At 33.3% G+C, this 21,684-nt stretch carries 18 protein-coding genes; 11 read left to right on the top strand and 7 right to left on the bottom strand.

Going from position 1 to position 21,684, the window contains the following annotated elements; translation table 11 throughout:
- Positions 1 to 37 precede the first annotated feature (37 nt).
- Positions 38 to 367, bottom strand: a complete 330-nt coding sequence (locus tag M0214_RS00155; RefSeq protein WP_248723458.1) for a PID-CTERM protein-sorting domain-containing protein — start codon at positions 365 to 367, stop codon at positions 38 to 40.
- Between the two features lie 183 nt (positions 368 to 550).
- Positions 551 to 1,792 (bottom strand): peptidase T, encoded by a 1,242-nt coding sequence (pepT, locus tag M0214_RS00150; protein ID WP_248723457.1) that lies wholly within the window; start codon positions 1,790 to 1,792, stop codon positions 551 to 553.
- A gap of 118 nt (positions 1,793 to 1,910) precedes the next feature.
- Between pepT and M0214_RS00145 the strand changes: the two genes are divergently transcribed.
- Positions 1,911 to 2,945 carry a quinone-dependent dihydroorotate dehydrogenase gene (locus M0214_RS00145; protein WP_248723456.1) on the top strand — a complete coding sequence of 345 codons (1,035 nt, stop codon included), beginning with the start codon at positions 1,911 to 1,913 and terminating at the stop codon, positions 2,943 to 2,945.
- On the opposite strand, the gene M0214_RS00140 is transcribed toward M0214_RS00145, so the two are convergent.
- The gene (locus M0214_RS00140; RefSeq protein WP_248723455.1) at positions 2,938 to 4,869 is read right to left on the bottom strand and encodes a T9SS-dependent choice-of-anchor J family protein; all 1,932 of its coding nucleotides are present in this window, start codon (positions 4,867 to 4,869) and stop codon (positions 2,938 to 2,940) included. The two genes, M0214_RS00145 and M0214_RS00140, sit on opposite strands and share 8 nt — an antisense overlap.
- 398 nt (positions 4,870 to 5,267) lie before the next feature.
- Here M0214_RS00140 and M0214_RS00135 point away from each other — a divergent pair, with 398 nt between their 5' ends.
- From M0214_RS00135 to M0214_RS00110, 6 genes are all read left to right on the top strand, one after another.
- Positions 5,268 to 6,131, top strand: a complete 864-nt coding sequence (locus M0214_RS00135) for a hydroxymethylglutaryl-CoA lyase (protein ID WP_248723454.1) — start codon at positions 5,268 to 5,270, stop codon at positions 6,129 to 6,131.
- Positions 6,132 to 6,296: 165 nt separating this feature from the next.
- Positions 6,297 to 7,493, top strand: a complete 1,197-nt coding sequence (locus M0214_RS00130) for a DUF4856 domain-containing protein (protein WP_248723453.1) — start codon at positions 6,297 to 6,299, stop codon at positions 7,491 to 7,493.
- Between the two features lie 102 nt (positions 7,494 to 7,595).
- Complete coding sequence (locus tag M0214_RS00125; RefSeq protein ID WP_248723452.1) at positions 7,596 to 8,690, top strand: imelysin family protein; 1,095 nt, start codon at positions 7,596 to 7,598, stop codon at positions 8,688 to 8,690.
- A 55-nt stretch (positions 8,691 to 8,745) separates the two neighbouring features.
- On the top strand, positions 8,746 to 10,101 hold the full coding sequence (locus M0214_RS00120) for an HTTM domain-containing protein (protein WP_248723451.1): 1,356 nt from the start codon (positions 8,746 to 8,748) through the stop codon (positions 10,099 to 10,101).
- Positions 10,082 to 12,505, top strand: coding sequence for a TonB-dependent receptor domain-containing protein (locus M0214_RS00115; RefSeq protein WP_248723450.1), 2,424 nt, complete (start codon positions 10,082 to 10,084; stop codon positions 12,503 to 12,505). Before M0214_RS00120 ends, M0214_RS00115 begins: the two co-directional genes overlap by 20 nt.
- Positions 12,506 to 12,535: 30 nt before the next feature.
- Positions 12,536 to 12,991 (top strand): heme-binding domain-containing protein, encoded by a 456-nt coding sequence (locus M0214_RS00110; protein WP_248723449.1) that lies wholly within the window; start codon positions 12,536 to 12,538, stop codon positions 12,989 to 12,991.
- Position 12,992: 1 nt separating this feature from the next.
- On the opposite strand, the gene M0214_RS00105 is transcribed toward M0214_RS00110, so the two are convergent.
- Complete coding sequence (locus M0214_RS00105; protein WP_248723448.1) at positions 12,993 to 13,346, bottom strand: hypothetical protein; 354 nt, start codon at positions 13,344 to 13,346, stop codon at positions 12,993 to 12,995.
- 9 nt (positions 13,347 to 13,355) lie between these two features.
- The gene (locus tag M0214_RS00100; protein ID WP_248723447.1) at positions 13,356 to 13,742 is read right to left on the bottom strand and encodes a DUF6686 family protein; all 387 of its coding nucleotides are present in this window, start codon (positions 13,740 to 13,742) and stop codon (positions 13,356 to 13,358) included.
- Between the two features lie 112 nt (positions 13,743 to 13,854).
- On the opposite strand from M0214_RS00100, the gene M0214_RS00095 reads away from it, so the two are divergent.
- Both M0214_RS00095 and guaB read left to right on the top strand, forming a co-directional pair.
- Complete coding sequence (locus M0214_RS00095) at positions 13,855 to 16,632, top strand: outer membrane beta-barrel protein (RefSeq protein ID WP_248723446.1); 2,778 nt, start codon at positions 13,855 to 13,857, stop codon at positions 16,630 to 16,632.
- 89 nt (positions 16,633 to 16,721) lie between these two features.
- Complete coding sequence (guaB, locus tag M0214_RS00090; RefSeq protein ID WP_248723445.1) at positions 16,722 to 18,194, top strand: IMP dehydrogenase; 1,473 nt, start codon at positions 16,722 to 16,724, stop codon at positions 18,192 to 18,194.
- A 53-nt stretch (positions 18,195 to 18,247) separates the two neighbouring features.
- Here guaB and M0214_RS00085 read toward each other — a convergent pair whose 3' ends face one another.
- Both M0214_RS00085 and M0214_RS00080 read right to left on the bottom strand, forming a co-directional pair.
- Positions 18,248 to 18,919 (bottom strand): LytTR family DNA-binding domain-containing protein, encoded by a 672-nt coding sequence (locus tag M0214_RS00085; RefSeq protein ID WP_248723444.1) that lies wholly within the window; start codon positions 18,917 to 18,919, stop codon positions 18,248 to 18,250.
- Positions 18,916 to 19,947: a sensor histidine kinase gene (locus M0214_RS00080; protein ID WP_248723443.1), complete on the bottom strand. Its 1,032-nt coding sequence runs from the start codon at positions 19,945 to 19,947 to the stop codon at positions 18,916 to 18,918. The genes M0214_RS00085 and M0214_RS00080 overlap by 4 nt, the downstream gene beginning before the upstream one ends.
- A gap of 375 nt (positions 19,948 to 20,322) precedes the next feature.
- Between M0214_RS00080 and M0214_RS00075 the strand changes: the two genes are divergently transcribed.
- Complete coding sequence (locus tag M0214_RS00075) at positions 20,323 to 21,072, top strand: polyphosphate polymerase domain-containing protein (protein ID WP_248723442.1); 750 nt, start codon at positions 20,323 to 20,325, stop codon at positions 21,070 to 21,072.
- A 5-nt stretch (positions 21,073 to 21,077) separates the two neighbouring features.
- Entirely contained in the window at positions 21,078 to 21,683 is a 606-nt protein-coding gene (locus M0214_RS00070; RefSeq protein WP_248723441.1) for a DUF4956 domain-containing protein, read from the top strand.
- Position 21,684: the final 1 nt, after the last annotated feature.

The following is a 21,684-nucleotide window of genomic DNA, read 5'->3' as shown; positions in this document are numbered from 1 at the left end:
CAGGAAGCCTTTTAAATATTAATTCAAATTAATATCATTATTTGTCTTTTCGAAGTTTTCTTACTCCAAATGCAGTAGCACCTAAAAGTAAAATACCTAGACCTCCATCTACAGGAATTCTGTCAGGTTTACAATCTCTTGCTGGTCTTTTGTAAACGTATTTTTTCTTTCTCGGTTTTTTTCTTTTTTTCTTTTTCCACCACCATGTCCATGTTAAAGCATGTGCATTAGCAGAAGATAAAACCGTAGTTGGTGTACTGATAGTTGCAGCTTGTGCACTACTGGTGGCATTTGCGCTTGTACAAATTACAAAGGCAAAAATAAAAACCACCGTTTTAATTGTCTTTACAAAAATGTTACCCTTCATTTTTTATATTATTAGAATTAATAGCTTGGTAAAATTAAGTAAAATGTAGTCGTATACATCAAATTTTCGATTAAACCATTTTTTATAGGTTAAAGGAAATTTGCTCATTTTTTTTGTGAATTAAGCCGAATTAATCCCACCTTTTATCGAAGTATAACATTGTATAAGTTTCTTTATTTTAAATTAATTGTGCTTTAAAGCAGTCAGCTCAGCAATTTTACAGATAACCTCGGTAGCTTTGATCATACTTTCTACGGGAATATACTCATAACGTCCGTGAAAGTTGTGCCCTCCTGCAAATATATTGGGGCATGGAAGCCCCATGTAACTTAGCTGTGAGCCGTCAGTACCTCCTCGAATAGCTTTTATTAACGGTTCAATATCCAGCGCTCTCATAGCTTCTTCGGCAATATCAACAATGTGCATTACGGGTTCTATTTTTTCGCGCATATTGTAATATTGGTCTTTAATTTCGGTAGAAATGATTTCTTTATCGTACTGCGAATTTAATTCTCCAGTAAGTTTTAGCATCATTTCTTTTCGGGCTTCAAAGTGTTCCTTGTCATGGTCCCTAATAATGTACTCTAAAGTAGTTTCTTCAACGTCACAAGTCATATTATGTAAATGGAAAAAACCCTGATAGCCTTCAGTTTGTTCTGGTGTTTCCATGGGAGGAAGTGAGTTTATAAAATCTGTAGCGATAAGCATTGAATTGACCATCTTACCTTTTGCATAACCGGGGTGAACCATTTTACCTTTAATTTTCACAACAGCAGAAGCAGCATTAAAATTTTCGTATTCTAATTCACCAATCTGGCTTCCATCCATGGTATAAGCCCAGTCGGCTCCAAATTTTTCAACATCAAATTTATGGGCACCTCTACCAATTTCTTCATCTGGGGTAAATCCAACCCTTATTTTTCCATGTTTTATTTCAGGATGATTAATTAAGTATTCCATAGCCGAAACGATTTCACAAATACCAGCCTTATCATCTGCGCCCAGAAGTGTTGTGCCATCTGTTGTGATAAGGGTTTGTCCAATATATAACCGTAAGTCTTCAAAATAGTCTGGCGATAGAACAATACCTTCCTCTTTATTTAACAGTAGTTCGCCTCCTAAATAGTTTTCGTGAATTTGCGGAGTGACATTGGCTCCAGTAAAATCTGGAGAAGTATCGAAATGCGATATAAAACCAATAGTTGGAACATTGTGGTCTACATTACTGGGAAGCGTTGCCAAAACATAAGCGTTTTCATCAATTGAAACGTCTTCCATACCAATGTTTTCAAGCTCTCTTACTAGTTTATTGGCCAAGTCCCATTGTTTTTTGGTGCTTGGTGTAGTTTCAGAATTTGGGTCAGATTCAGTATCAATAGTAACGTAGCTAATAAACCGATTTATAATATGTTCTTTGGAAATCATTAATAAGTAAATTTAAGTTGAAGATAGGCACGTGGCCGTACGTAAAATTACGATTATTTGAGTATTGATGCATTTTTTATTTAAACTATTTAGGTGTACTTTTGCACAAATAAAACAGATGTACAAAACATTACTTCGTCCTATATTTTTTTCTTTTGATCCTGAAAAAATTCATCATTTTACTTTTTCGCTAATAAAATTTTCTTCTAAAATCCCTGGTGTTTCATCTATTTTCAAGGGGTTATATACCATAGAAGACAAGCGGTTGGAGCGAAATCTTTTTGGATTGAAATTTAAAAACCCTGTTGGTCTTGCAGCTGGCTTCGATAAAAATGCGGTTTTGTATAATGAGTTAGCAGATTTTGGATTTGGTTTTATAGAAATAGGTACAGTAACCCCTAAGGGGCAAACAGGAAATCCCAAAAAGCGTTTGTTTAGATTGAAAGATGACCAAGGTATTATAAACCGTATGGGTTTTAATAATGAAGGTGTTGAAGCTGCTATTGAGCAACTCAAAAAAAACGAAGGAAAACTTATCATTGGTGGGAATATTGGAAAAAATACAGCTACTAAACCTGAGGATTACACAAAAGATTACCTAGAATGTTTTAATGCACTACATCCTTATGTGGATTATTTTGTTTTAAATGTGAGTTGTCCCAATGTTGGGAGTCATGCGAAACTTAGTGATAAAGATTATTTAGAAGAGTTAATTGGTGCCGTACAAGGAGCTAATAAAACATTTAAAAACCAAAAACCTATTCTTTTAAAAATTGCTCCAGATTTAAATAATGGTCAATTAGATGAAATCATAGGGCTGGTTAACGACACCAAGCTTGATGGTGTTATTGCTAGTAATACATCGATAGATAGGACTGGTTTAAAAGCATCTGATGAAAGGTTAAAAGAAATAGGAAACGGAGGCTTAAGCGGACAACCCATTAAGGATAAAAGTACTAGTGTTATTAAATATCTCTCCGATAAGAGTAACAAGGCGTTTCCAATTATTGGAGTTGGTGGTATCCATTCTGCCGAGGATGCTCTTGAAAAAATAAATGCGGGAGCAGATTTAGTTCAAATTTATACCGGATTTATTTACGAAGGCCCGAGTCTTATCAAACGAATTAATAAAGCTATTTTGAAGGCTATTTAACAAAGCGTTTCATAACTTTAGATTTTTCTCCTGAAACTGTAAGTATATAAGCTCCTGAAGATAAATCGCTTGTGTTTATAGGGTTACCGGAAACCATTCCAGAAGAGAACGTTTGTCCCATTAAATTAGAAATCGTATAGTTTAGGATTTCATTATCGTTTCTTTCGTTATTGATCTTCACAAAAAGTAAATCGTTCTTAACCGGATTTGGATATAGTGATACCGATTCGTCAGATATTGGCTTGATAATGGTCTTTAGAAAGACATCGTCAATAGCAATGTCACCTTCAAAGCCTTTTCCACGAATGGCTCTAAATCTTATCTTAATGGTTTTTCCAGTATAGGGTGATAAATTGATACTTGTGGTGAGGAAATCATCATCTTGATAATCTTGTTGGCTTCCTATTAATGGATCTATAACATCTAGAATGTATCCAGATTCTGTTTCAATATCAACATGAAGTTCGCCAATATTTTTTCCAAACATATGGTAAGAGAACTGTATTTCAGAATTATCGTAAACCACATCTAAACATGGCGATATAAATTCAGCAATATCACCAGCTTTGGCTCCAGAGGCTTCAGTATAAATGTATTTTCCAATACTGCTTTGTTTTGAATGGTCATTAAGAGGCCCCGTTTCTTTTGTGGTTGTAGCTCCATGGTTTATTAACCAATTGTATCCACTTTTGGAGCGATCTATGGTTGTCCAGCCATTATCTTCAGCAATATTGAAAGAATCAAAAGTTTCATCAAATAGCGCCTCTGCATAATATCCAACTTTTATAAGGTTGTGATAGGTTTTACTAATCTTTTTTGATTTTTTGGTAACAGTCAATGTTACATCATAAACACCAGTTCCGAAGGTATGTGTTGGGTTTTTTGTGGTGTAATCTATAGTGCCATCGGAGTCGATATCCCACTCCCAGTTTGTAATACCTTCACAATCGTTACTAAAACTGACGTTAAGAGTTGTTTCGCAAGTAGCGTATGCGCTAACATTAAAATCTGCGTTAAAATCCGGACACGCTAAATAATTCTTTTGTGTAACATAAAAAGCATACATTCTAATAAGTTGTTGCTTAGAAAAATGAGAACGACAACTTTTTCTGGAGTAAGACATTATGTTTTTAGTATCAGGCTTAAATGTGTGGCCATAAGCATCTTTTAAATCACCTGTATATTCGCAAAAGTTATTTACATTATTGGAAGAAAGACCAGGGTCGGCAGGGGTGTCGCAAATACCATCACCGTCGGTATCACAGTTGCTACCATCAACCAATTCTGTTGTTATTTGATAATTATCTGCACCATGCGTATGGATTAGCGAGAAGTAATGTCCCATTTCATGAGCTAGCGTAGATCCAAGTGCACAAAAGTTTTTGATAAAAATAAAATCTTTATTTCTAGTGTTGTTACTGTATCCGCAAATATGCTGATCGGATTCGTTCTTAATGGAATGCGAAAAATATATATTTACCATTCCTTGAACGTTGTGAGCATCTATTAAATCGTCTACTTCTCCTTTCTTAACCTGAGCTAAAGCGTCATCGTCAATGTAATTAATATCCGAGCAATTAAAGAACTCTAAAAGTGAACCCTTAAAGAAATCGTTTAAATTATCGATACTAAAATCTATATCAGATTCAGAAATTCCCTCAGAGCCATCGGCATATCTTAACACATGTATTTTAACGGGTATGAAATTTACAATATTAGACGAGTTTGTTTTATTAGATAGTTCGGTATTGAACTGTTTTTCAACAGACTTTAATTGACTTCTAATACTCTTATAAAATTCTAATTGTTCTGATGATACATTAGTGGTACAATGTACTTCCAAGTCTTGAGAAAACACAAAAGACGAGCTTGTAAACAAAACCAAAAAGAATTGGAATAATATTTTAGTAGAACAGGATTTCATTGTTTGGGGCAATTGAATACTTCAAATGTATCCCATGGAACGAAATTCATACAAAAAAAACGTTAATTGTAAGGTTTTGTCGATAACATGCGTTAATTCTTGAATAATCGTCATTAGTTGAGGTGTTATCTTGTAAAAACTAACGAAAAGAAACAAATGCCTGAATTTAAAATAGATACGTTCAATAGCAACTTTTTTATAATTTTTCATTATTCGAATGACGAATTTTAGAAAAGTTACTAAGGCTCTTTGATGAGGATGTTTATATTAATATTTAGAAAACTAAAAGAATTATTTTGAATCAATTAGGATTAATTAAAAAAGGAGTACTTCAAAGATTTCATTCCCAAATTATCTTATAAAAATTAATAGTATTTTTACCCAGATTTACTACGCTTATGCCGGAGAATATAAAGATTATTGAATGTCCGAGAGATGCTATGCAAGGTATAAAACAATTTATACCTACATCGCAAAAGGTGCAATATATTCAGGCATTGCTTAGGGTAGGTTTCGATACCATCGATTTTGGGAGTTTTGTGTCGCCAAAGGCGATCCCACAAATGAAAGATACAGCCGAAGTATTATCTCAATTAGATTTGAGTAAAACTACGAGTAAACTTCTGGCCATAGTAGCTAATTTAAGAGGTGCCCAAGATGCATGCCGGCACCCTGAGATAACATATTTGGGTTATCCTTTCTCGATATCAGAGAATTTTCAGATGAGGAATACGCATAAAACTATTGCACAATCGGTTGATATTCTGAATGATATTCTTGAATTGGCAGACAAGAATAACAAGGAGCTGGTAGTTTATATCTCAATGGGTTTTGGAAACCCTTATGGAGACCCGTGGAATGTTGACATTGTAGGGGAGTGGACAGAACGCTTAAACCATATGGGCGTTAAGATATTGTCTTTAAGTGATACCATTGGCAGTTCTACTTCTGAAAGTATCACATATTTATTTTCAAATTTAATTCCCAAATATCCTAATATTGAATTCGGAGCGCATTTACACACCACACCAACTTCTTGGTTTGAAAAAATAGATGCAGCTTTTAATTCTGGTTGTAAACGTTTTGATGGCGCCATACAAGGTTTTGGTGGTTGTCCCATGGCAAAAGACGAACTAACAGGAAATATGCCCACCGAAAAGTTACTTTCTTACTTTACATCAAAGCAACTCAACACACTTAACGCCATGAGCTTTGAGAGTGCCTATAATGAGGCCTCAAAGATTTTTAAATATTATCGATAGTTTATCTAAATGTTAAATTTTTCATATAAAATATTGACATACAGTTTAATATAATTCTACCTCTATTTTTATTTAAATTTAATCTAAATAAACTTTGTATGAGTGAAAATGAGTTCTATATTTGCATTCGAAACAACTATTTAAATTTAATCTAAATAAAAAACAATGAAAAAAATTACGATAAGCGCATTAATTTTAGGAAGCTTATTTGTGTCGTGTTCAAACGATGATGATAACGTAGGAGGAAACCAAGTGGTTGCTCCAGCTACGTATAGCTTTACCAGAGATGGTGCATCTACCGTTAGTTTTAGTGGTCAAACAACAAGAATTGAAATGGGGCAAGAATTAATCGATGCTCTAAAGGATACTTCAAAATCTGAAGCCGATTTAGATGGTATGTTCACAAATACAGGAGATAAATTTGCTGATGCAGATTTAAATGCTTCATCTAAAACAATAAGAAGTAAAACTGCCGCTTCAGCAGATTATTTCTCTGCAAATACAACAGATGCCAATGCTATTAAAGCTGATTTTGATGCATGGATAAAAGGTCAAGTTGATGAGGTTTATCCAAACTGGTCTGTAGATGCAGCTTCAGGAACTGCCGGTAAAATTCAAGAAGCTGGTGGTGGTTCTACACGTTATGTCAATGCAAAAGGGTTAGAGTATAGTCAAGCTGTAAATAAAGGTTTAATAGGTGCTTTAATGGTTGATCAAGCTTTAAATAATTATTTAAGTCCTGCTGTTTTAGATGCGGGAACTAATGTTGCTGATAATGATGCTGGCACCGTTGCCGATGGTAAGACATACACAAACATGGAACATAAGTGGGACGAAGCTTACGGTTATGTTTATGGCGTAAATGCAGACCCTGCTAATCCAAATGCTGATTTAGGAGCAGATAGCTTTTTAAATAAATATTTAGGAAGAGTTGAAGGTGACAGCGATTTTGCAGGAATTGCAGATGAAATTTTTGAGGCTTTCAAACTAGGAAGAGCAGCAATTGTTGCTAAGAACTATGACGTAAGAGACGAACAAGCTGCTATCATCAGAGAAAAGATATCTGAGATTATTGGAATTAGAGCAGTTTATTACCTTCAACAGGCCAAGTTAACTCTAGTTAATGATAAAGGTGCGGCTTTCCATGATTTATCTGAAGGATTCGGGTTTGTATATAGTTTACAGTTTACCAGAAAACCTGGTACCGGAGCACCATATTTTACAAAAGCAGAAGTAGATGCTTTTATAGCTACTCTTTTATCTGGAAATGGTTTCTGGGATATAACTACGCAAACTTTAGATACCATGTCTGATGAAATTTCAGCGAGATTTAACTTTACAACAGCTCAAGCTGGTAGTTAAACAATATAGAAATGATAAAATTTTTAGGTAGCTGTGGTTTATTATATTACTACAGCTACTTTTAATACTTTTGCAAAAGTTTATTAAAAAAAGAATAATAAAATGAAGAAGTTTTTTTTAGGATTAGTTGCACTAGGTTTAATTATGGCCTGTAGTTCATCATCTTCTGATGATGGCCCAACGGGACCAGTTGATACTTTTGACAGAGGTGCATTGTTATCTAATGTTGCCGATAATATAATCATTGCGGCTTTACAAGATTTAGATACTGAGCTTTCAGATTTAAAGTCAGCTAAAGATAGCTTCATGGCTACACCTAATCAAAACAATTTGGATGCATTGAGAAGTACTTGGTTCAATGCTTATAAAGTATGGCAGTATGTTGAAATGTTTAATATTGGTAAAGCCGAGGAAATTCTTTATGGATTTCAAATGAATGTCTACCCAACTAACACAGTAGATGTTGAAAATAATATTGCTTCTGGAACCTACGATTTATCTAATGTGAATAATAACGATGCCGTTGGTTTCCCTGCGTTAGATTACATGCTTTTTGGACTGGCTCAAGATGATACTGCTATATTAGCCAAGTATGGTGACGCTAAATATCTTTCTTACCTCTCTGATCTTGTAGATCAAATGGAATCTTTAACAAAAACGGTTCTTAATGATTGGACTGGAAGTTATAAATCTTCATTCATTGCTCAAACGGGTAATACTGCAACAAGTGCTTTAAATAAATTAACTAATGATTTTGTTTATTATTACGAAAAAGGATTAAGAGCAAATAAAATTGGTATTCCAGCGGGCAACTTCTCCGCAACCCCTTTACCAGAAAAAGTTGAAGGACTTTATAGTAAAATATACTCTAAAGAATTAGTACTTGTAGCATTAGATGCTGTTCAAGACTTTTTTAATGGAAAGGCCTATACTAACGGCACTGCTGGAGATAGCTTTAAAACCTATTTACAAAGTTTGAATAGGAATGATTTGGTTACGCTAATTAATTCAAGATTTGATGATGCACGTCAAAAATTACAAGCTTTAAATAGCGATTTAGCTATGCAAATAAATGATGATAACACTAAAATGACACAAGCTTATGATGCACTTCAACTAGCTGTGGTGTCCTTAAAAGTAGATATGCTTCAAGCATTTAATATAAATGTTGATTATGTTGATGCCGATGGCGATTAAAAAAACAAAGCATTAAAAAAAGGTTGTCTTCTAAAGGCAACCTTTTTTTCTTACTATGAATTTAAGTTTTAAAACATATCTAAATAGAAATACCAATGCGGCACCTTTAGCTGTTTTTAGAATAGCCTTTGGTATTATGATGTGTTTTGGAATGATGAGGTTCTGGTATCATGGCTGGATTGAGACCCTTTATATTGAGCCCAAGTTTCATTTTACCTATTATGGTTTTGAATGGGTAAAACCTTTGGGTAATTACACCTATTTGCTTTTTCTTATTTGCGGGGTAGCAGCGCTTATGGTAGCTATAGGGTTAAAGTACAGATTAGCCATAATTACCTTCTTTTTGAGTTTTACCTACATAGAGTTGATGGATAAAACCACTTACCTTAATCATTATTACTTTATTAGTCTATTGAGTTTTCTAATGATTTTTTTACCGGCCAATGCTCACTTTTCTGTTGATAATGTTTTAAGGAAGAAAAGCTATGAGAACGTTCCGAAATGGACTGTAGATAGTATAAAATTGTTATTGGGAATTGTTTATTTCTACGCAGGATTAGCCAAGATTAATTCAGATTGGTTATTTAGAGCACAGCCCTTAAAAATATGGCTGCCTTCAAAATACGACTTACCTTTAATTGGTGATAGTTTAATGCATCAAAATTGGTTTCACTATGCCATGAGCTGGGGTGGCATGTTGTATGATTTGGCTATCCCATTTTTATTACTCTACAAGAAAACAAGATTACTGGCTTTTGCTCTCGTAGTATTTTTTCATGTATTTACAAGAGTTTTGTTCCCAATCGGGATGTTTCCATTTATCATGATTGTATCAACCTTAATTTTCTTTGATTATCAATTACACAAGAGACTAATAAACATTATAAAGCGTTTTTTACCAAAACGGAATACGATTTTAAGTACTTCAAATTACAGATATAAATTCAAACAACCGGTGGCTGTTTTTTTTGCAATTTTCTTTTCAGTTCAACTATTATTTCCATTTAGAAATATTTTATATCCTGGGGAATTATTTTGGACAGAAGAGGGGTATCGATTTTCGTGGCGCGTCATGCTCATGGAAAAAATGGGGATTTCTACCTTTAAAATCGTTAATGGAAAAACAGGTGAGTTTTTCTTAGTTGATAATAAAGATTTTTTAACGCCATTTCAAGAAAAACAAATGAGCTTTCAGCCAGATTTTATTCTAGAATATGCACATTATTTAGGCGACCATTTTAAATCTCAAGGGCATGAGAATATACAAGTTTTTGTTGAAAGTTATGTGGCATTAAATGGCAGATTAAGTGCCCCGTTTATTGATAAAACTGTAGATTTGTACGCCGAAAAAGAGTCGTTTAAATCAAAACACTGGATTTTACCTTTTAAAGATGACATTAAAGGATTGTAAGCTATTAATAGCATTAATTTTTAGCGTATCGATGTACGCGCAGCAAACGGTAAATGGAGTAGTCACTTATTCTAAAACGAATAAACCAATTTCAGATGTTAACGTTTACGATAAAGATTCTGGATTGCTCACCACTACCGATAAACTAGGTAAATTTCAATTTGAAACATCAAAGGAAAGTATAACTCTAGTTTTCTTTTCCTCGGAATATGAAATAAAGGAATTTGAAGTAGATCCACAGTCTGCCAAGAATTTAATTATTGTTTTAAAAGACTTAACTACAGAATTGTCAGAGGTTATTATTAATGCTCACAAGCGACGTGCTTTTGAATTGAAACGGTTAAAGGATGTAGAAGAAACAGCCATTTACGCAGGAAAGAAAACAGAAGTTGTGTTAGTTGAGCAATCTATGGCTAACTTAGCTTCTAACAACGCCCGGCAGATATACAGCCAAGTAGCAGGACTAAATATTTATCAAAATGACGATGCCGGTTTGCAATTAAATGTTGGTGGTAGAGGTCTGGACCCCAACAGGACAGCGAATTTCAATACCCGACAAAACGGATATGATATTAGTGCCGATGTTTTGGGTTATCCAGAAAGTTATTACACGCCTGCAGCTGAGGGGCTTTCTGAAATTCAAGTCATTAGAGGTGCAGCTTCTTTGCAGTATGGAACGCAATTTGGAGGATTAATAAACTTCAAAATGAAATCACCAAATCCAAATAAAGCTCTAGAAGTTATTACAAGAAATACTCTGGGAAGTTTTGGCTTATATACCAACTTTACAAGTTTAAGTGGGACCAAAAATAAATTTAGTTATTACACCTATTTCAACTACAAAAAAGGAGATGGGTTTAGACCTAATTCAGAATTTGAATCCAAAAATATCTTCACCCATTTAGGCTATCAATTCAATACAAAAACATCTTTAGAAGGGGAGGTGACTTATATGAATTACCTAGCACAACAGGCTGGTGGATTAACAGATAATATGTTTGTCCAAGATCCTTATCAGAGTAATAGAGCTAGAAATTGGTTTGAAGTCAATTGGTTATTATATAATTTAAAGTTTGCACATGAATTTTCTGAAAACATAAATTTCACTTTTAATTTCTTTGGGTTAAATGCCTCTAGAGATGCCTTAGGTTTTAGAACTAATAGAGTGAATCAAGTTGACCCGGGAAGCGAACGTGATTTAATTAAAGGCGATTTCAATAATTTTGGCTTTGAATCACGATTATTAAGTAAGTATAAGTTGGGTAGCAAAAATGCCACTTTTCTAATAGGTTCTAAGTTTTATAAAGCAGATAATTATCAAAGACAAGGTCCCGGTAGTGCAGGAAGTGATGCAGATTTTAATTTTAGGACAGATGATTTTCCAAACTATCCCAACCAATCCGAATTTGATTTGCCTAACCTGAATATGGCGGTTTTTGGTGAAAATATCTTTTATTTATCCGATAATTTTTCTGTAACCCCAGGATTCCGATTTGAGTATATCAAAACTCAAAGTGAGGGTTATTTCAAACAAATTAATACCGATGCCGCTGGGAATGTTATTTTCGAACAGAATGTAGAAGATAATAGGGATTTTGAGCGTTCCTTCGTTCTATTGGGTATTGGACTGAGTTATAAACCCAATTCTGGTTTAGAGCTTTATGGAAATGTCTCCCAGAATTATCGTTCTGTAACATTTTCAGATATAAATATAATCAATCCGGCGTTCTCCATAAGTCCCGATATTACAGATGAAAAAGGATTTACAGCAGATTTGGGTATTCGCGGTAATTTTAAACAAATTGTTTCTTACGATTTAGGTGTTTTTGGTTTATTCTATAACGGTCGAATTGGTTTTGTTCAAAAAGGATTACCAGACGGCAGGGTTACTAGTGAACGCGGGAATATAGGTGATGCCCTTATGTATGGTGTTGAATCTTTATTCGATTTTAATTTGAAGAACGTCTTCAATCTCAATAACAATTTCCAACTTAATTATTTTATTAATACGTCTATCATTAACTCGGAGTATAGATCATCAGATCAACCAGGTATTGTTGGGAATAAAGTTGAATTTGTGCCAGATTTAAATTTAAAAACAGGTTTAAATGGTGGATATAGAAATTTACAAGCTAGTATACAATACACCTATCTTGGCAAACAATTTACAGATGCCACCAATTCTACAGAAGCTAGTTTAAGTGGTGTTGTTGGTGAAATTCCAGAATACGATATTCTAGATATATCGATGTCTTACCGTTATAAAAATTTTAAATTAGAGGCTGGTGTAAATAATTTGCTGGATAATGCGTACTTTACACGAAGAGCTACAGGGTATCCTGGTCCAGGTATTATACCCTCAGCACCCAGAAATTGGTATACGACTTTACAGATTAAATTTTAATTTTGAAATACTAAATAGAAATTCTAACCCATGAAATTAATAAAAAAAATAGGTCTTGTTTTAATCATTGCCCTCGTAATTATTCAATTTATAAGACCCGACAAAAATAACGCAGAAACAAGAAATCTAACCGCATTTATAACCGATACCAAACCATCTACAGAAGTCACAGCCATTTTAGAAAAACACTGTTACGATTGTCATAGCGATAAAACCACTTATCCTTGGTATGCCGAACTCGCTCCGGTATCTTTATGGATTGATCATCATGTTGAGGAGGGGAAGGAACATTTTAACGTATCTAATTGGAGTAAGTATAAGTTAAAGAAAAGAGACCATAAGCTAGATGAACTTATAGAAGAAGTTGAGGAGGGTGAAATGCCTTTAGAGTCTTATTCTTGGTTACATGGTTCGATTACAGAAGAAGAAAAAGAAACGCTTATTAAATGGGCAAATGGTGTAAGAGCAAGTTATAATATCGAGTAGCTTACAAGATTTCTTTTAACATTGAATTCAAATCCAGCTCGAATAAAGTTCCTTTAACCAAGTCTTGTATGGATTTAATTTCCTGGTAACTCTTAACAAATGTAATTTGTGGTATTGGAGTTTCTAACATAGTGACTTCGCAGTTTGACTTATGGGGACAATCTTTACAATGCGCCGATTTTCTGCTTAAGGCAGTATCTATGTTTTTCGAGAATTCGGTCAGCTCACTATAGGAAAGATGAAGTGCAATATCATTAATGACAATATTGAGCTTGTTAACTTGTCTTAACGGACCTCGTTTCCAATAGAATGAAAGGCCTATGTTAGTCTTGTAAATGATATTTATGTCTTCCATATCCTGGTTTTAATTTAAATACAAAAGGTAATCGATATCGCTGACCTTTAAATTTTCTAAAAGCGTTTTATCAGTTTGGGTTAAAAGCCTTTTTAGCCCATCGAGTTCTTGTTTATTAAATATAAGAGTAAGGTTATGTTGCATGGTTTTTATAGGAACTTTTCTGTTCATAATAACACGGTTGTAACAGCCTTCGGCATATCCTATTTCTAGTTCTAATATGAACTCTTTAAACCTAATCAGCTCCTTTTCGAAAAACTCTAAGTGAACATTGTTAAAGGTAAGATGGTAAATTTTGTAATCTTCAGAAAAGGTTAATTGCCCGTTCTTGTTTTTTGCTATGAGTACATGACCATGATGTATTTTATATTTATTTAGACTAATTATAAATAACAAATTTAATAAAAGTTATAACTTTTCAAAAGTATTATTCAAGTTTTTATACTGGTATTAAACTATTGTTCTTTTAATTTGTCTAAGTGAAAACTAACAAACCGATTTTATTAAATTGAAAACTAAAACTTGTATCGTATTTCTTTTGTTTACGGTTTCATTGTTCGCCCAAAAGTTTACGCTAGAGGGTATTGTAAAAGATACAAATACGTATAAGCTAGAAGCAGCAACAGTGTTTCTTCAAGCGGCTAAAGATAGTTTGGTAATAGCTTATGGTATAACCAATAAAGAAGGCCAATTCTCCATAAAAGTTAATGCAGATAACGACCAATCCTTAATTTTAAATGTTGGGTATTTAGGGTATAAACCATTCACTAAAGTTATAACGGTGCCAAAGACCGATGTATTGGATTTAGGGGTTATTACCTTAGAGGAATCTGTTGAGCAATTAAATACGGTTTCCATAACTGCAAAAGCTCCACCTATAGTAATTAAAACAGATACCATAGAATTTAATGCGGATAGTTTTAAAACCTTACCAAACGATAGGGCAGAAGACCTGCTAAAAAAGCTCCCTGGTTTTGAAATAGATGTAGATGGTAACATTACGGTTAATGGCGTGGATGTTGAAGCCATAAATGTTGACGGTATGCGCTTTTTTGGAGAGAAAAATGGAGATATAGCCTTAAAAAACTTACCTAGTAATGTTATTAGTAAAGTTCAAGTTACAGACTACAAAACCAATATGCAGAAGTTTACTGGTGAAGAATCTGATTCTGGTACAAAAGAGATAAATCTAAAAATTAAGAAAGGCAAAAACACGGCTTTTTTTGGGGATATAAATGCAGGCTACGGAACAGATGAAAAGTATCAGGTAAATGCTAATCTGTTTAAACTGATTGATGGGAAGCAAATTGGTCTTATTTCTGGTACTAACAATATAAACATGCGAAGAGGTTTTAATGCGTTGCCAGATGCAAAATCTAGTGTTGGTGCTATAGAATCTGACTTTGTGGGTGCTAATTACACCAAAGGAAAATGGAATGAAACAAGAGTAAATGGTAATTACCGTTTTAATTCGAATAATGTAGATAATGCCCAGAGAAGGGAACGAGAAAACTTTCTCCCCAATTTAAATTACATCTCCAAAACAGAAAGTGAAAGCTTTAGAGATACCGATACTCATATTGGTAATTTCGATTTGAAATATGTGATAAATCCCAAGAACAAACTATCAAATAGTAGAGTTCAGCTTTCTAATGAAGTTGATTTTAACTCCAGTAATTCCAATGCCTTTTCAGAGTCTACTACCAGTTCGAAGTCTATCGATGGCGATTTAATAAGCGATGTTAATTCCAAGAACCAATCTACTTCTACTAATCGTGAAATTAAAAACAGGATTGGTATAATATCGAGAACGGGGAAAGGTACAGATTTCTTTACGTTGAATTTAAGTACAAATTTTACCGAGTCTAATACCGATTCTGAGAATTTTTCAGAAAACATCCTATACGAAAGAAATAGAACCCGTATTCAGAATCAAATAAGATCTACCGAAAACACCAATGCTAACATCAATTTTAATGGTATGTGGTTTAAGGAATTATTTCAAAACTTTAGAATAATCCCAAAGTATAATGCTAATATAAACCATAACAATAACGAAAAGTATGTTTTCGATTTTAACGAAGTAGATAACGATTTTACCGACTTTAATGATTTACAAAGTTTTGATAGCCGATATGTTACCACTACAGTGAAACCCGCATTAAGGTTAAGATACGATTATAAAGACTTTCGTTTTGAAATAGAAGGGGCATATACAAACACATATAGAAAGTATAAAGACGAATTAATACCAGCGCGAAATTTTAATGCCGATTTTGAATATTTCACCTATTCCGGAAGGTTGCGATACCGTGATAAAAATGGGTACAAGAATGTGTCTCTAAATTACCGACAAAATGTCGATTTACCTTCAGCATCTCAACTGCAACCTGTTGAAGATGTAAGCAACCAAATTAATACAAGAATAGGAAATCCTTTTTTGGAGCCTGAAGTTAATCACATCTTAGCTTTTGAATATCAAAATAATTTGGCTTATCATAATATTAATGTTACTGGAAATGTACGTGCTCAGTTCATTGAGGATAAAATTGTAAATTCAACCGTTACCAATGAAGATTTAATTAGAAATACGACCTATGTTAACCTAAATGGAGATTATTCGGTAAATGGTAATACGGCAGTATCTAAGTCTTATTTCGATAAAAAGACGAATCTAAATTTTAACTTCAGATTTTTTGCATCGTATAGAAACAATGTTTCTCTTCAGAATGCCATCAGGTTTGTTTCCAAAAATACAACATTAAGACCCTCTTTTTCATTCCGGTATTCTTATGACAACAAATTAGATTTAAGCGCTACCTACAGCTACTCTAAAAATAAGAATGAATTTGATACCGATATGTTTGACGATAACGACTTTTTTATTCAAAATTTAAATGTCGATGCCTCTATTTTCTTTTTAAAGAATGCCTTTTTCTCTAACAAAATAGGATACAGATACAATAGTAGAGTTGGTGATGAGTTTGATGGCGATGCCGTTTTTTGGAACGCAGGATTAGGTGTTCAATTATGGGGAGATAAAGGTACGCTTACCTTAGTTGGTTACGATGTTTTAGGCCAGAACAATGGTTTTAGAAGAACTGTGACAGGGACGTATATCCAAGACGTGGAAGATAAGATTTTAGAACAGTATTTCATGGTTACTTTTGTTTTTAAATTTGGTAGGATTGCCGGTCAAAATATGAACAAAAGACCAAAAGGATTAGGTCAAGGTGGTAGAATGGGTGGCGGAAGACGATTTGGTGGCGGTATGCGTAGGCGTTAGAATATTCTCCACTTATTCTTAACATGTTTTTGAAGATTTATTTCATTTTTAAATCGTATATTTGCACGCAATTATTAATGTAATTGCACATGACTGCACACGAAAACAAGATTTTAGGGGAAGGTCTAACTTATGATGACGTACTCTTAGTTCCAGCATTTTCTGAAGTACTTCCAAGAGAAGTAAACATCCAAACCAAGTTCACACGTAATATAACCATAAACGTGCCTATTATTTCTGCGGCTATGGATACGGTTACCGAGAGCAAAATGGCTATTGCCATGGCTCAAGAAGGTGGTATTGGTGTACTTCATAAGAATATGACCATCGAGGCTCAAGCCGATAAGGTAAGACGTGTTAAACGTGCCGAGAGCGGTATGATCATCGATCCCGTAACATTACCATTAACAGCTGTTGTTAAAGACGCTAAGCGTGCTATGGCAGAACACAGTATTGGTGGTATTCCTATCGTAGATGAAGCAGGGAAGTTAAAAGGTATTGTTACCAATAGGGATTTGCGTTTTGAGCACGATAATAAAAAACCTATCGTAGAAGTAATGACTAGTGAAAACTTAGTGACTTCCTCTGTGGGAACTTCATTAAAAGATGCTGAAATTATTCTTCAAAAGCATAAAATTGAGAAATTATTAATTGTAGACGATAATTATAAGTTATCGGGATTAATAACTTTTAGAGATATAACCAAGTTAAATCAGAAACCTATAGCCAATAAAGATAAGTACGGACGTTTACGCGTTGCCGCAGCTTTAGGTGTTACAGGTGATGCTGTAGAACGTGCCGAAGCTCTAGTAAAAGCTGGTGTTGATGCTGTTGTTATCGATACTGCTCATGGACATACCAAAGGAGTTGTTCATGTACTCAAAGAGGTGAAATCTAAGTTCCCTGATTTAGATGTCGTAGTTGGAAATATCGCTACTGGTGCTGCAGCCAAGTATTTAGTTGAAGCAGGAGCAGATGCGGTTAAAGTAGGAATTGGTCCAGGGTCTATCTGTACTACACGTGTGGTTGCAGGTGTTGGTTTTCCTCAGTTTTCTGCCGTTTTGGAAGTTGCCGCAGCTATTAAAGGAAGTGGTGTTCCTGTCATTGCAGATGGTGGTATTCGTTACACAGGCGATATACCTAAGGCGATTGCAGCAGGTGCAGATACAGTGATGTTAGGCTCGTTATTGGCGGGAACCAAAGAATCTCCGGGAGAAACTATTATTTACGAAGGAAGAAAATTTAAGTCCTACCGTGGTATGGGGTCTGTTGAAGCTATGAAGAAAGGAAGTAAAGACAGATATTTCCAAGATGTTGAAGATGATATTAAAAAATTAGTTCCAGAGGGAATAGTAGGTAGAGTGCCATACAAAGGTGAGTTATTTGAAAGTATTCATCAATTTGTTGGTGGATTACGTGCCGGAATGGGATACTGTGGCGCCAAGGATATTGAAGATTTAAAAGAGAATGGTCAATTTGTTAAAATCACAGCCAGTGGTATTAATGAAAGTCATCCGCATGATGTTACCATAACTAAAGAATCGCCTAATTATTCTAGGTAGGTTAGATATAAAGAAGTAAATAAAGGCCTGATTTTAAATTTAGGCCTTTGTTTTTAAAACAGGTTTTTTTTTACCTTGTCATAGTAGCTATCACTTATTGGTATTTTCGTGTTTGTAACCACTAAGTTTTTTCCTTTTAAAGCAGCTACTTTTTCCTTGTTTACTATGTACGAACGATGCACACGCATAAACATGGATTCAGGTAAGCTTTCTTCTAAAGATTTTAATGTTTGATGGCTCATGATTTTTCTTTCAGAAGTATTAAACACCACATATTCATTATCACTTTCAATAAAAAGTATATCTGTATATTTTAGTTTATGTAAATCGTAACCAGATTTAATGGTAATGTAATCTTCTGAATTAATAATCTCAGGTTTTATTTTGTTTACAGCTTGTAAAAAGCGTTGAAACGTTATAGGTTTTAATAGATAATCCAGGGCATTTAAATCAAAACCTTCCAAGGCATATTCAGAATAGGCTGTTGTGAAAATAATTTTGGTTTCAGGGTTTATCATTTTAGCAAAATCTGTACCTTTTAATTCTGGCATTTGAATATCTAAAAAGATAATATCAATAGATTTTTCCTTTAACACAGAAAAAGCTTCAACAGGGTTTTCAAAGGAGTCAACCAATTCTAAAAAATCTATTTTATCAATGTATGTTTTTAGCAAAGTCCTTGCTAATTCCTCATCATCAACAACTAAGCATTTTAAATATTTCATGTAAGGTCAAGGTTTAGTTGAACTTTAAAGCTATGTTTATTTTGAGAAATTAAAAGATTATGTTTTTGAGGATACAATATTGCTAATCGTTTTTTCACGTTTTCTATACCAATACCACCCATGTCATCCTTATTAATATCTGTTTTAGGGATGCTATTTTCAACTTCAAAAATTATATTATTTTTTTTAGTAACAATATTAATGTTGATAAATGATTCCTTCATTTTTTCAATATTACCATGTTTTAGGGCATTTTCAATAAAAGGAATAAATAACATAGGGGCAATGGTTAAATTATTTTCTATATGGAATTTGGTTTTTATTGGATAGGTTTTACTGCTCTTTAAAGCAAATAGTTTTAAGTAATTCTCAATATACTCTATCTCTTTTTTAATAGGAACAAGTTCGTTCTCGCATTCGTACAGCACATAGCGTAGCATGTCTGACAAATAGCTAATACTTTGTTGTGTTTTGTTGGAATCTATGGTAGAAAGTGCATAAATATTATTTAAAGCATTAAATAGAAAATGAGGGTTAATCTGTGATTTCAATAGTTTTAGTTCATTTTGCAGATTAGCGTTTTTAGCTAATATGACCTCTTTTTCTCTTTTAATTAAATAATTGAATACTTCAATAATAGTAGAAGAAGTATAAGTTATGATTAAAATTAAGGTATGAAGTAGGAAATGAGAAGGGGGTCTTTTCATCCTTGGAGGTGGAGGTGGGCCAAATTCTGGGAGATTAACGTGGTGAGGCCTTACTGTAATCATTGGATAAACAGAAGACAATACCCAGGCTGAAAAAAACAAAAGCATTATTGAAAAAACTGAGAAAACTACATATTTCTTCTTTTGTAAAAAGTTTGATGATGCATAAAAGATTAAACTACTAATAAGAAAAAATTGAAAGAAGAGAATGACTAAATTCTCTTTAAGTGCTTCTGTTGGTTTTTCTTGATACAACCAAATTATTATGCCTATGGCCAGCCACAAAACAACTTGAACAACTAGCCTTTTAAGTTTGTTCATATCACAAAGTAACGGAAAAATAAATCAACAATTATTTGAAAACGAGCTAAAAAGGTGTATGAATAAAACCAATAACTGAACAAAAAGTAGGGTTCACAGAAAAGGAGTAGTCATTCACAGATAACCACTATTGCACATTGAACCAAAAAATAAATTCGGAGTCTAAATACCAAAAATAAATAGAATGAAAGTTGTCATTTTTAAGTTGTGCCCATAAGTGATGTTTTTAGTTGGTTTTTAAAAATTCTATTAAAAAATTAATCGGTTAAATCAAGTAAGATTTAAAGATTCTCTATCTGTTATTGTTAAAAATCAATCCAGTAAAGATGTAAAACAATCTCAACCCATATTTAAGTAGAGGGATTTATCAAGGTTATGAAACAAGAATTAGTAAATATTATAGATAATTTAAAACCTATTTCATTAGAAGAGATGGAAACGGTGTCTTTAATGAGAAGAACAGATACCAAATTCGTAATTCATGAGAAGGATTTAGCCTATGTTCTATTAAGTATTAAAGATAATTACAGAATACTGGATATCAAAGGACATAGAGTGCTAACCTATTCTTCATTGTATTTTGATACTCCCTCAAAGAAATTTTATAATGACCATCATAATCAAAAAGTTAATAGAACTAAGATTAGAATGCGTAAGTATGTAGAAACAGATTTATGTTTTTTAGAGGTTAAACAAAAAGACGGAAGAGGTAAGACTATAAAAACGAGAATACCTATTAATGATTTTGAAACGAATTTATCCAATACCGCATTAGATTTTATTCAAGATACAACCAAAAAAAACTTTGATTTAGAACCTGTAATCTGGAACGACTTCAATAGAATTACATTAATCAATAGAAATTCAAAAGAACGATTAACAATTGATCTAAATCTATCTTTTAAGGTAAATAATTCTTTTAAAACCTATAATAATTTAGTGATTATTGAAGTGAAACAAGAACGTTTTAATAGAAGTTCTTCTGTGGTAAAACAATTAAAATTAAAACAAATCAACCCTTATAAGTTTAGTAAGTATTGTATTGGAATGATTAGTATTTATAATGAATTAAAGTACAATAGATTTAAGGAAAAACTAATAAGAATAAACAAATTAATAGCATAATATCTATGGAATTTTTAGAGATCCCCATCTTTGATGACGACTTTTTTAAAATGATGTTTAGGTTCATTATAAACTTTACGTTTTTAACGTTTATCATAAGGTTTATATACTATCCTGTTTCCAAACGCAAAGACTATGTGTTTACATACTATCTTATAAGTGTTATTGTATTTTTCTTGTGCTTTACACTTAAAAAATATGAATTAGACATAGGAATGGCACTAGGGTTGTTCGCCATTTTCGGAATAATTCGTTACCGTACCGACCCTGTTGATATTAAGGAAATGACCTATCTGTTTGTTGTCATAGGTGTATCGGTAATTAATGCATTGGCAAATAAAAAAATGAGCTATGCAGAAATTTTTGCAGCCAATATATTGGTAATTACAGTGCTAGTAGCAATTGAAAAATACTGGGCTCTAAAGCAAGAAGAATCTAAATCTGTCATTTATGAAAACATAGAAAATATAAAACCCGAAAACTATGAGAGTCTAAAAAGCGATTTGGAGAATAGAACCGGCTTAAGTATCAATAAGATTACCATTGGCAATGTAGACTTTTTAAAAGACACAGCAGAAGTAACCATATTTTATTTTAAAAATAATAACTAAA

Origin of the sequence: Seonamhaeicola sp. ML3 (assembly GCF_023273855.1) — a bacterium.
GTDB lineage: Bacteria > Bacteroidota > Bacteroidia > Flavobacteriales > Flavobacteriaceae > Seonamhaeicola.
Note: the sequence above shows the minus strand (reverse complement) of the source record. Positions and strands in the feature narration are given on the sequence as shown.

Coding starts and splice junctions, on each gene's coding strand:
- M0214_RS00070 (WP_248723441.1), top strand. CDS start 21,078: ATGGAATTTTTAGAGATCCCCATCTTTGATGACGACTTTTTTAAAATG.
- M0214_RS00110 (WP_248723449.1), top strand. CDS start 12,536: ATGAAATTAATAAAAAAAATAGGTCTTGTTTTAATCATTGCCCTCGTA.
- M0214_RS00125 (WP_248723452.1), top strand. CDS start 7,596: ATGAAGAAGTTTTTTTTAGGATTAGTTGCACTAGGTTTAATTATGGCC.
- M0214_RS00135 (WP_248723454.1), top strand. CDS start 5,268: ATGCCGGAGAATATAAAGATTATTGAATGTCCGAGAGATGCTATGCAA.
- M0214_RS00080 (WP_248723443.1), bottom strand. CDS start 19,947: ATGAACAAACTTAAAAGGCTAGTTGTTCAAGTTGTTTTGTGGCTGGCC.
- M0214_RS00105 (WP_248723448.1), bottom strand. CDS start 13,346: ATGGAAGACATAAATATCATTTACAAGACTAACATAGGCCTTTCATTC.
- guaB (WP_248723445.1), top strand. CDS start 16,722: ATGACTGCACACGAAAACAAGATTTTAGGGGAAGGTCTAACTTATGAT.
- M0214_RS00120 (WP_248723451.1), top strand. CDS start 8,746: ATGAATTTAAGTTTTAAAACATATCTAAATAGAAATACCAATGCGGCA.
- M0214_RS00145 (WP_248723456.1), top strand. CDS start 1,911: ATGTACAAAACATTACTTCGTCCTATATTTTTTTCTTTTGATCCTGAA.
- M0214_RS00115 (WP_248723450.1), top strand. CDS start 10,082: ATGACATTAAAGGATTGTAAGCTATTAATAGCATTAATTTTTAGCGTA.
- M0214_RS00075 (WP_248723442.1), top strand. CDS start 20,323: ATGAAACAAGAATTAGTAAATATTATAGATAATTTAAAACCTATTTCA.
- M0214_RS00130 (WP_248723453.1), top strand. CDS start 6,297: ATGAAAAAAATTACGATAAGCGCATTAATTTTAGGAAGCTTATTTGTG.
- M0214_RS00140 (WP_248723455.1), bottom strand. CDS start 4,869: ATGAAATCCTGTTCTACTAAAATATTATTCCAATTCTTTTTGGTTTTG.
- M0214_RS00155 (WP_248723458.1), bottom strand. CDS start 367: ATGAAGGGTAACATTTTTGTAAAGACAATTAAAACGGTGGTTTTTATT.
- M0214_RS00085 (WP_248723444.1), bottom strand. CDS start 18,919: ATGAAATATTTAAAATGCTTAGTTGTTGATGATGAGGAATTAGCAAGG.
- pepT (WP_248723457.1), bottom strand. CDS start 1,792: ATGATTTCCAAAGAACATATTATAAATCGGTTTATTAGCTACGTTACT.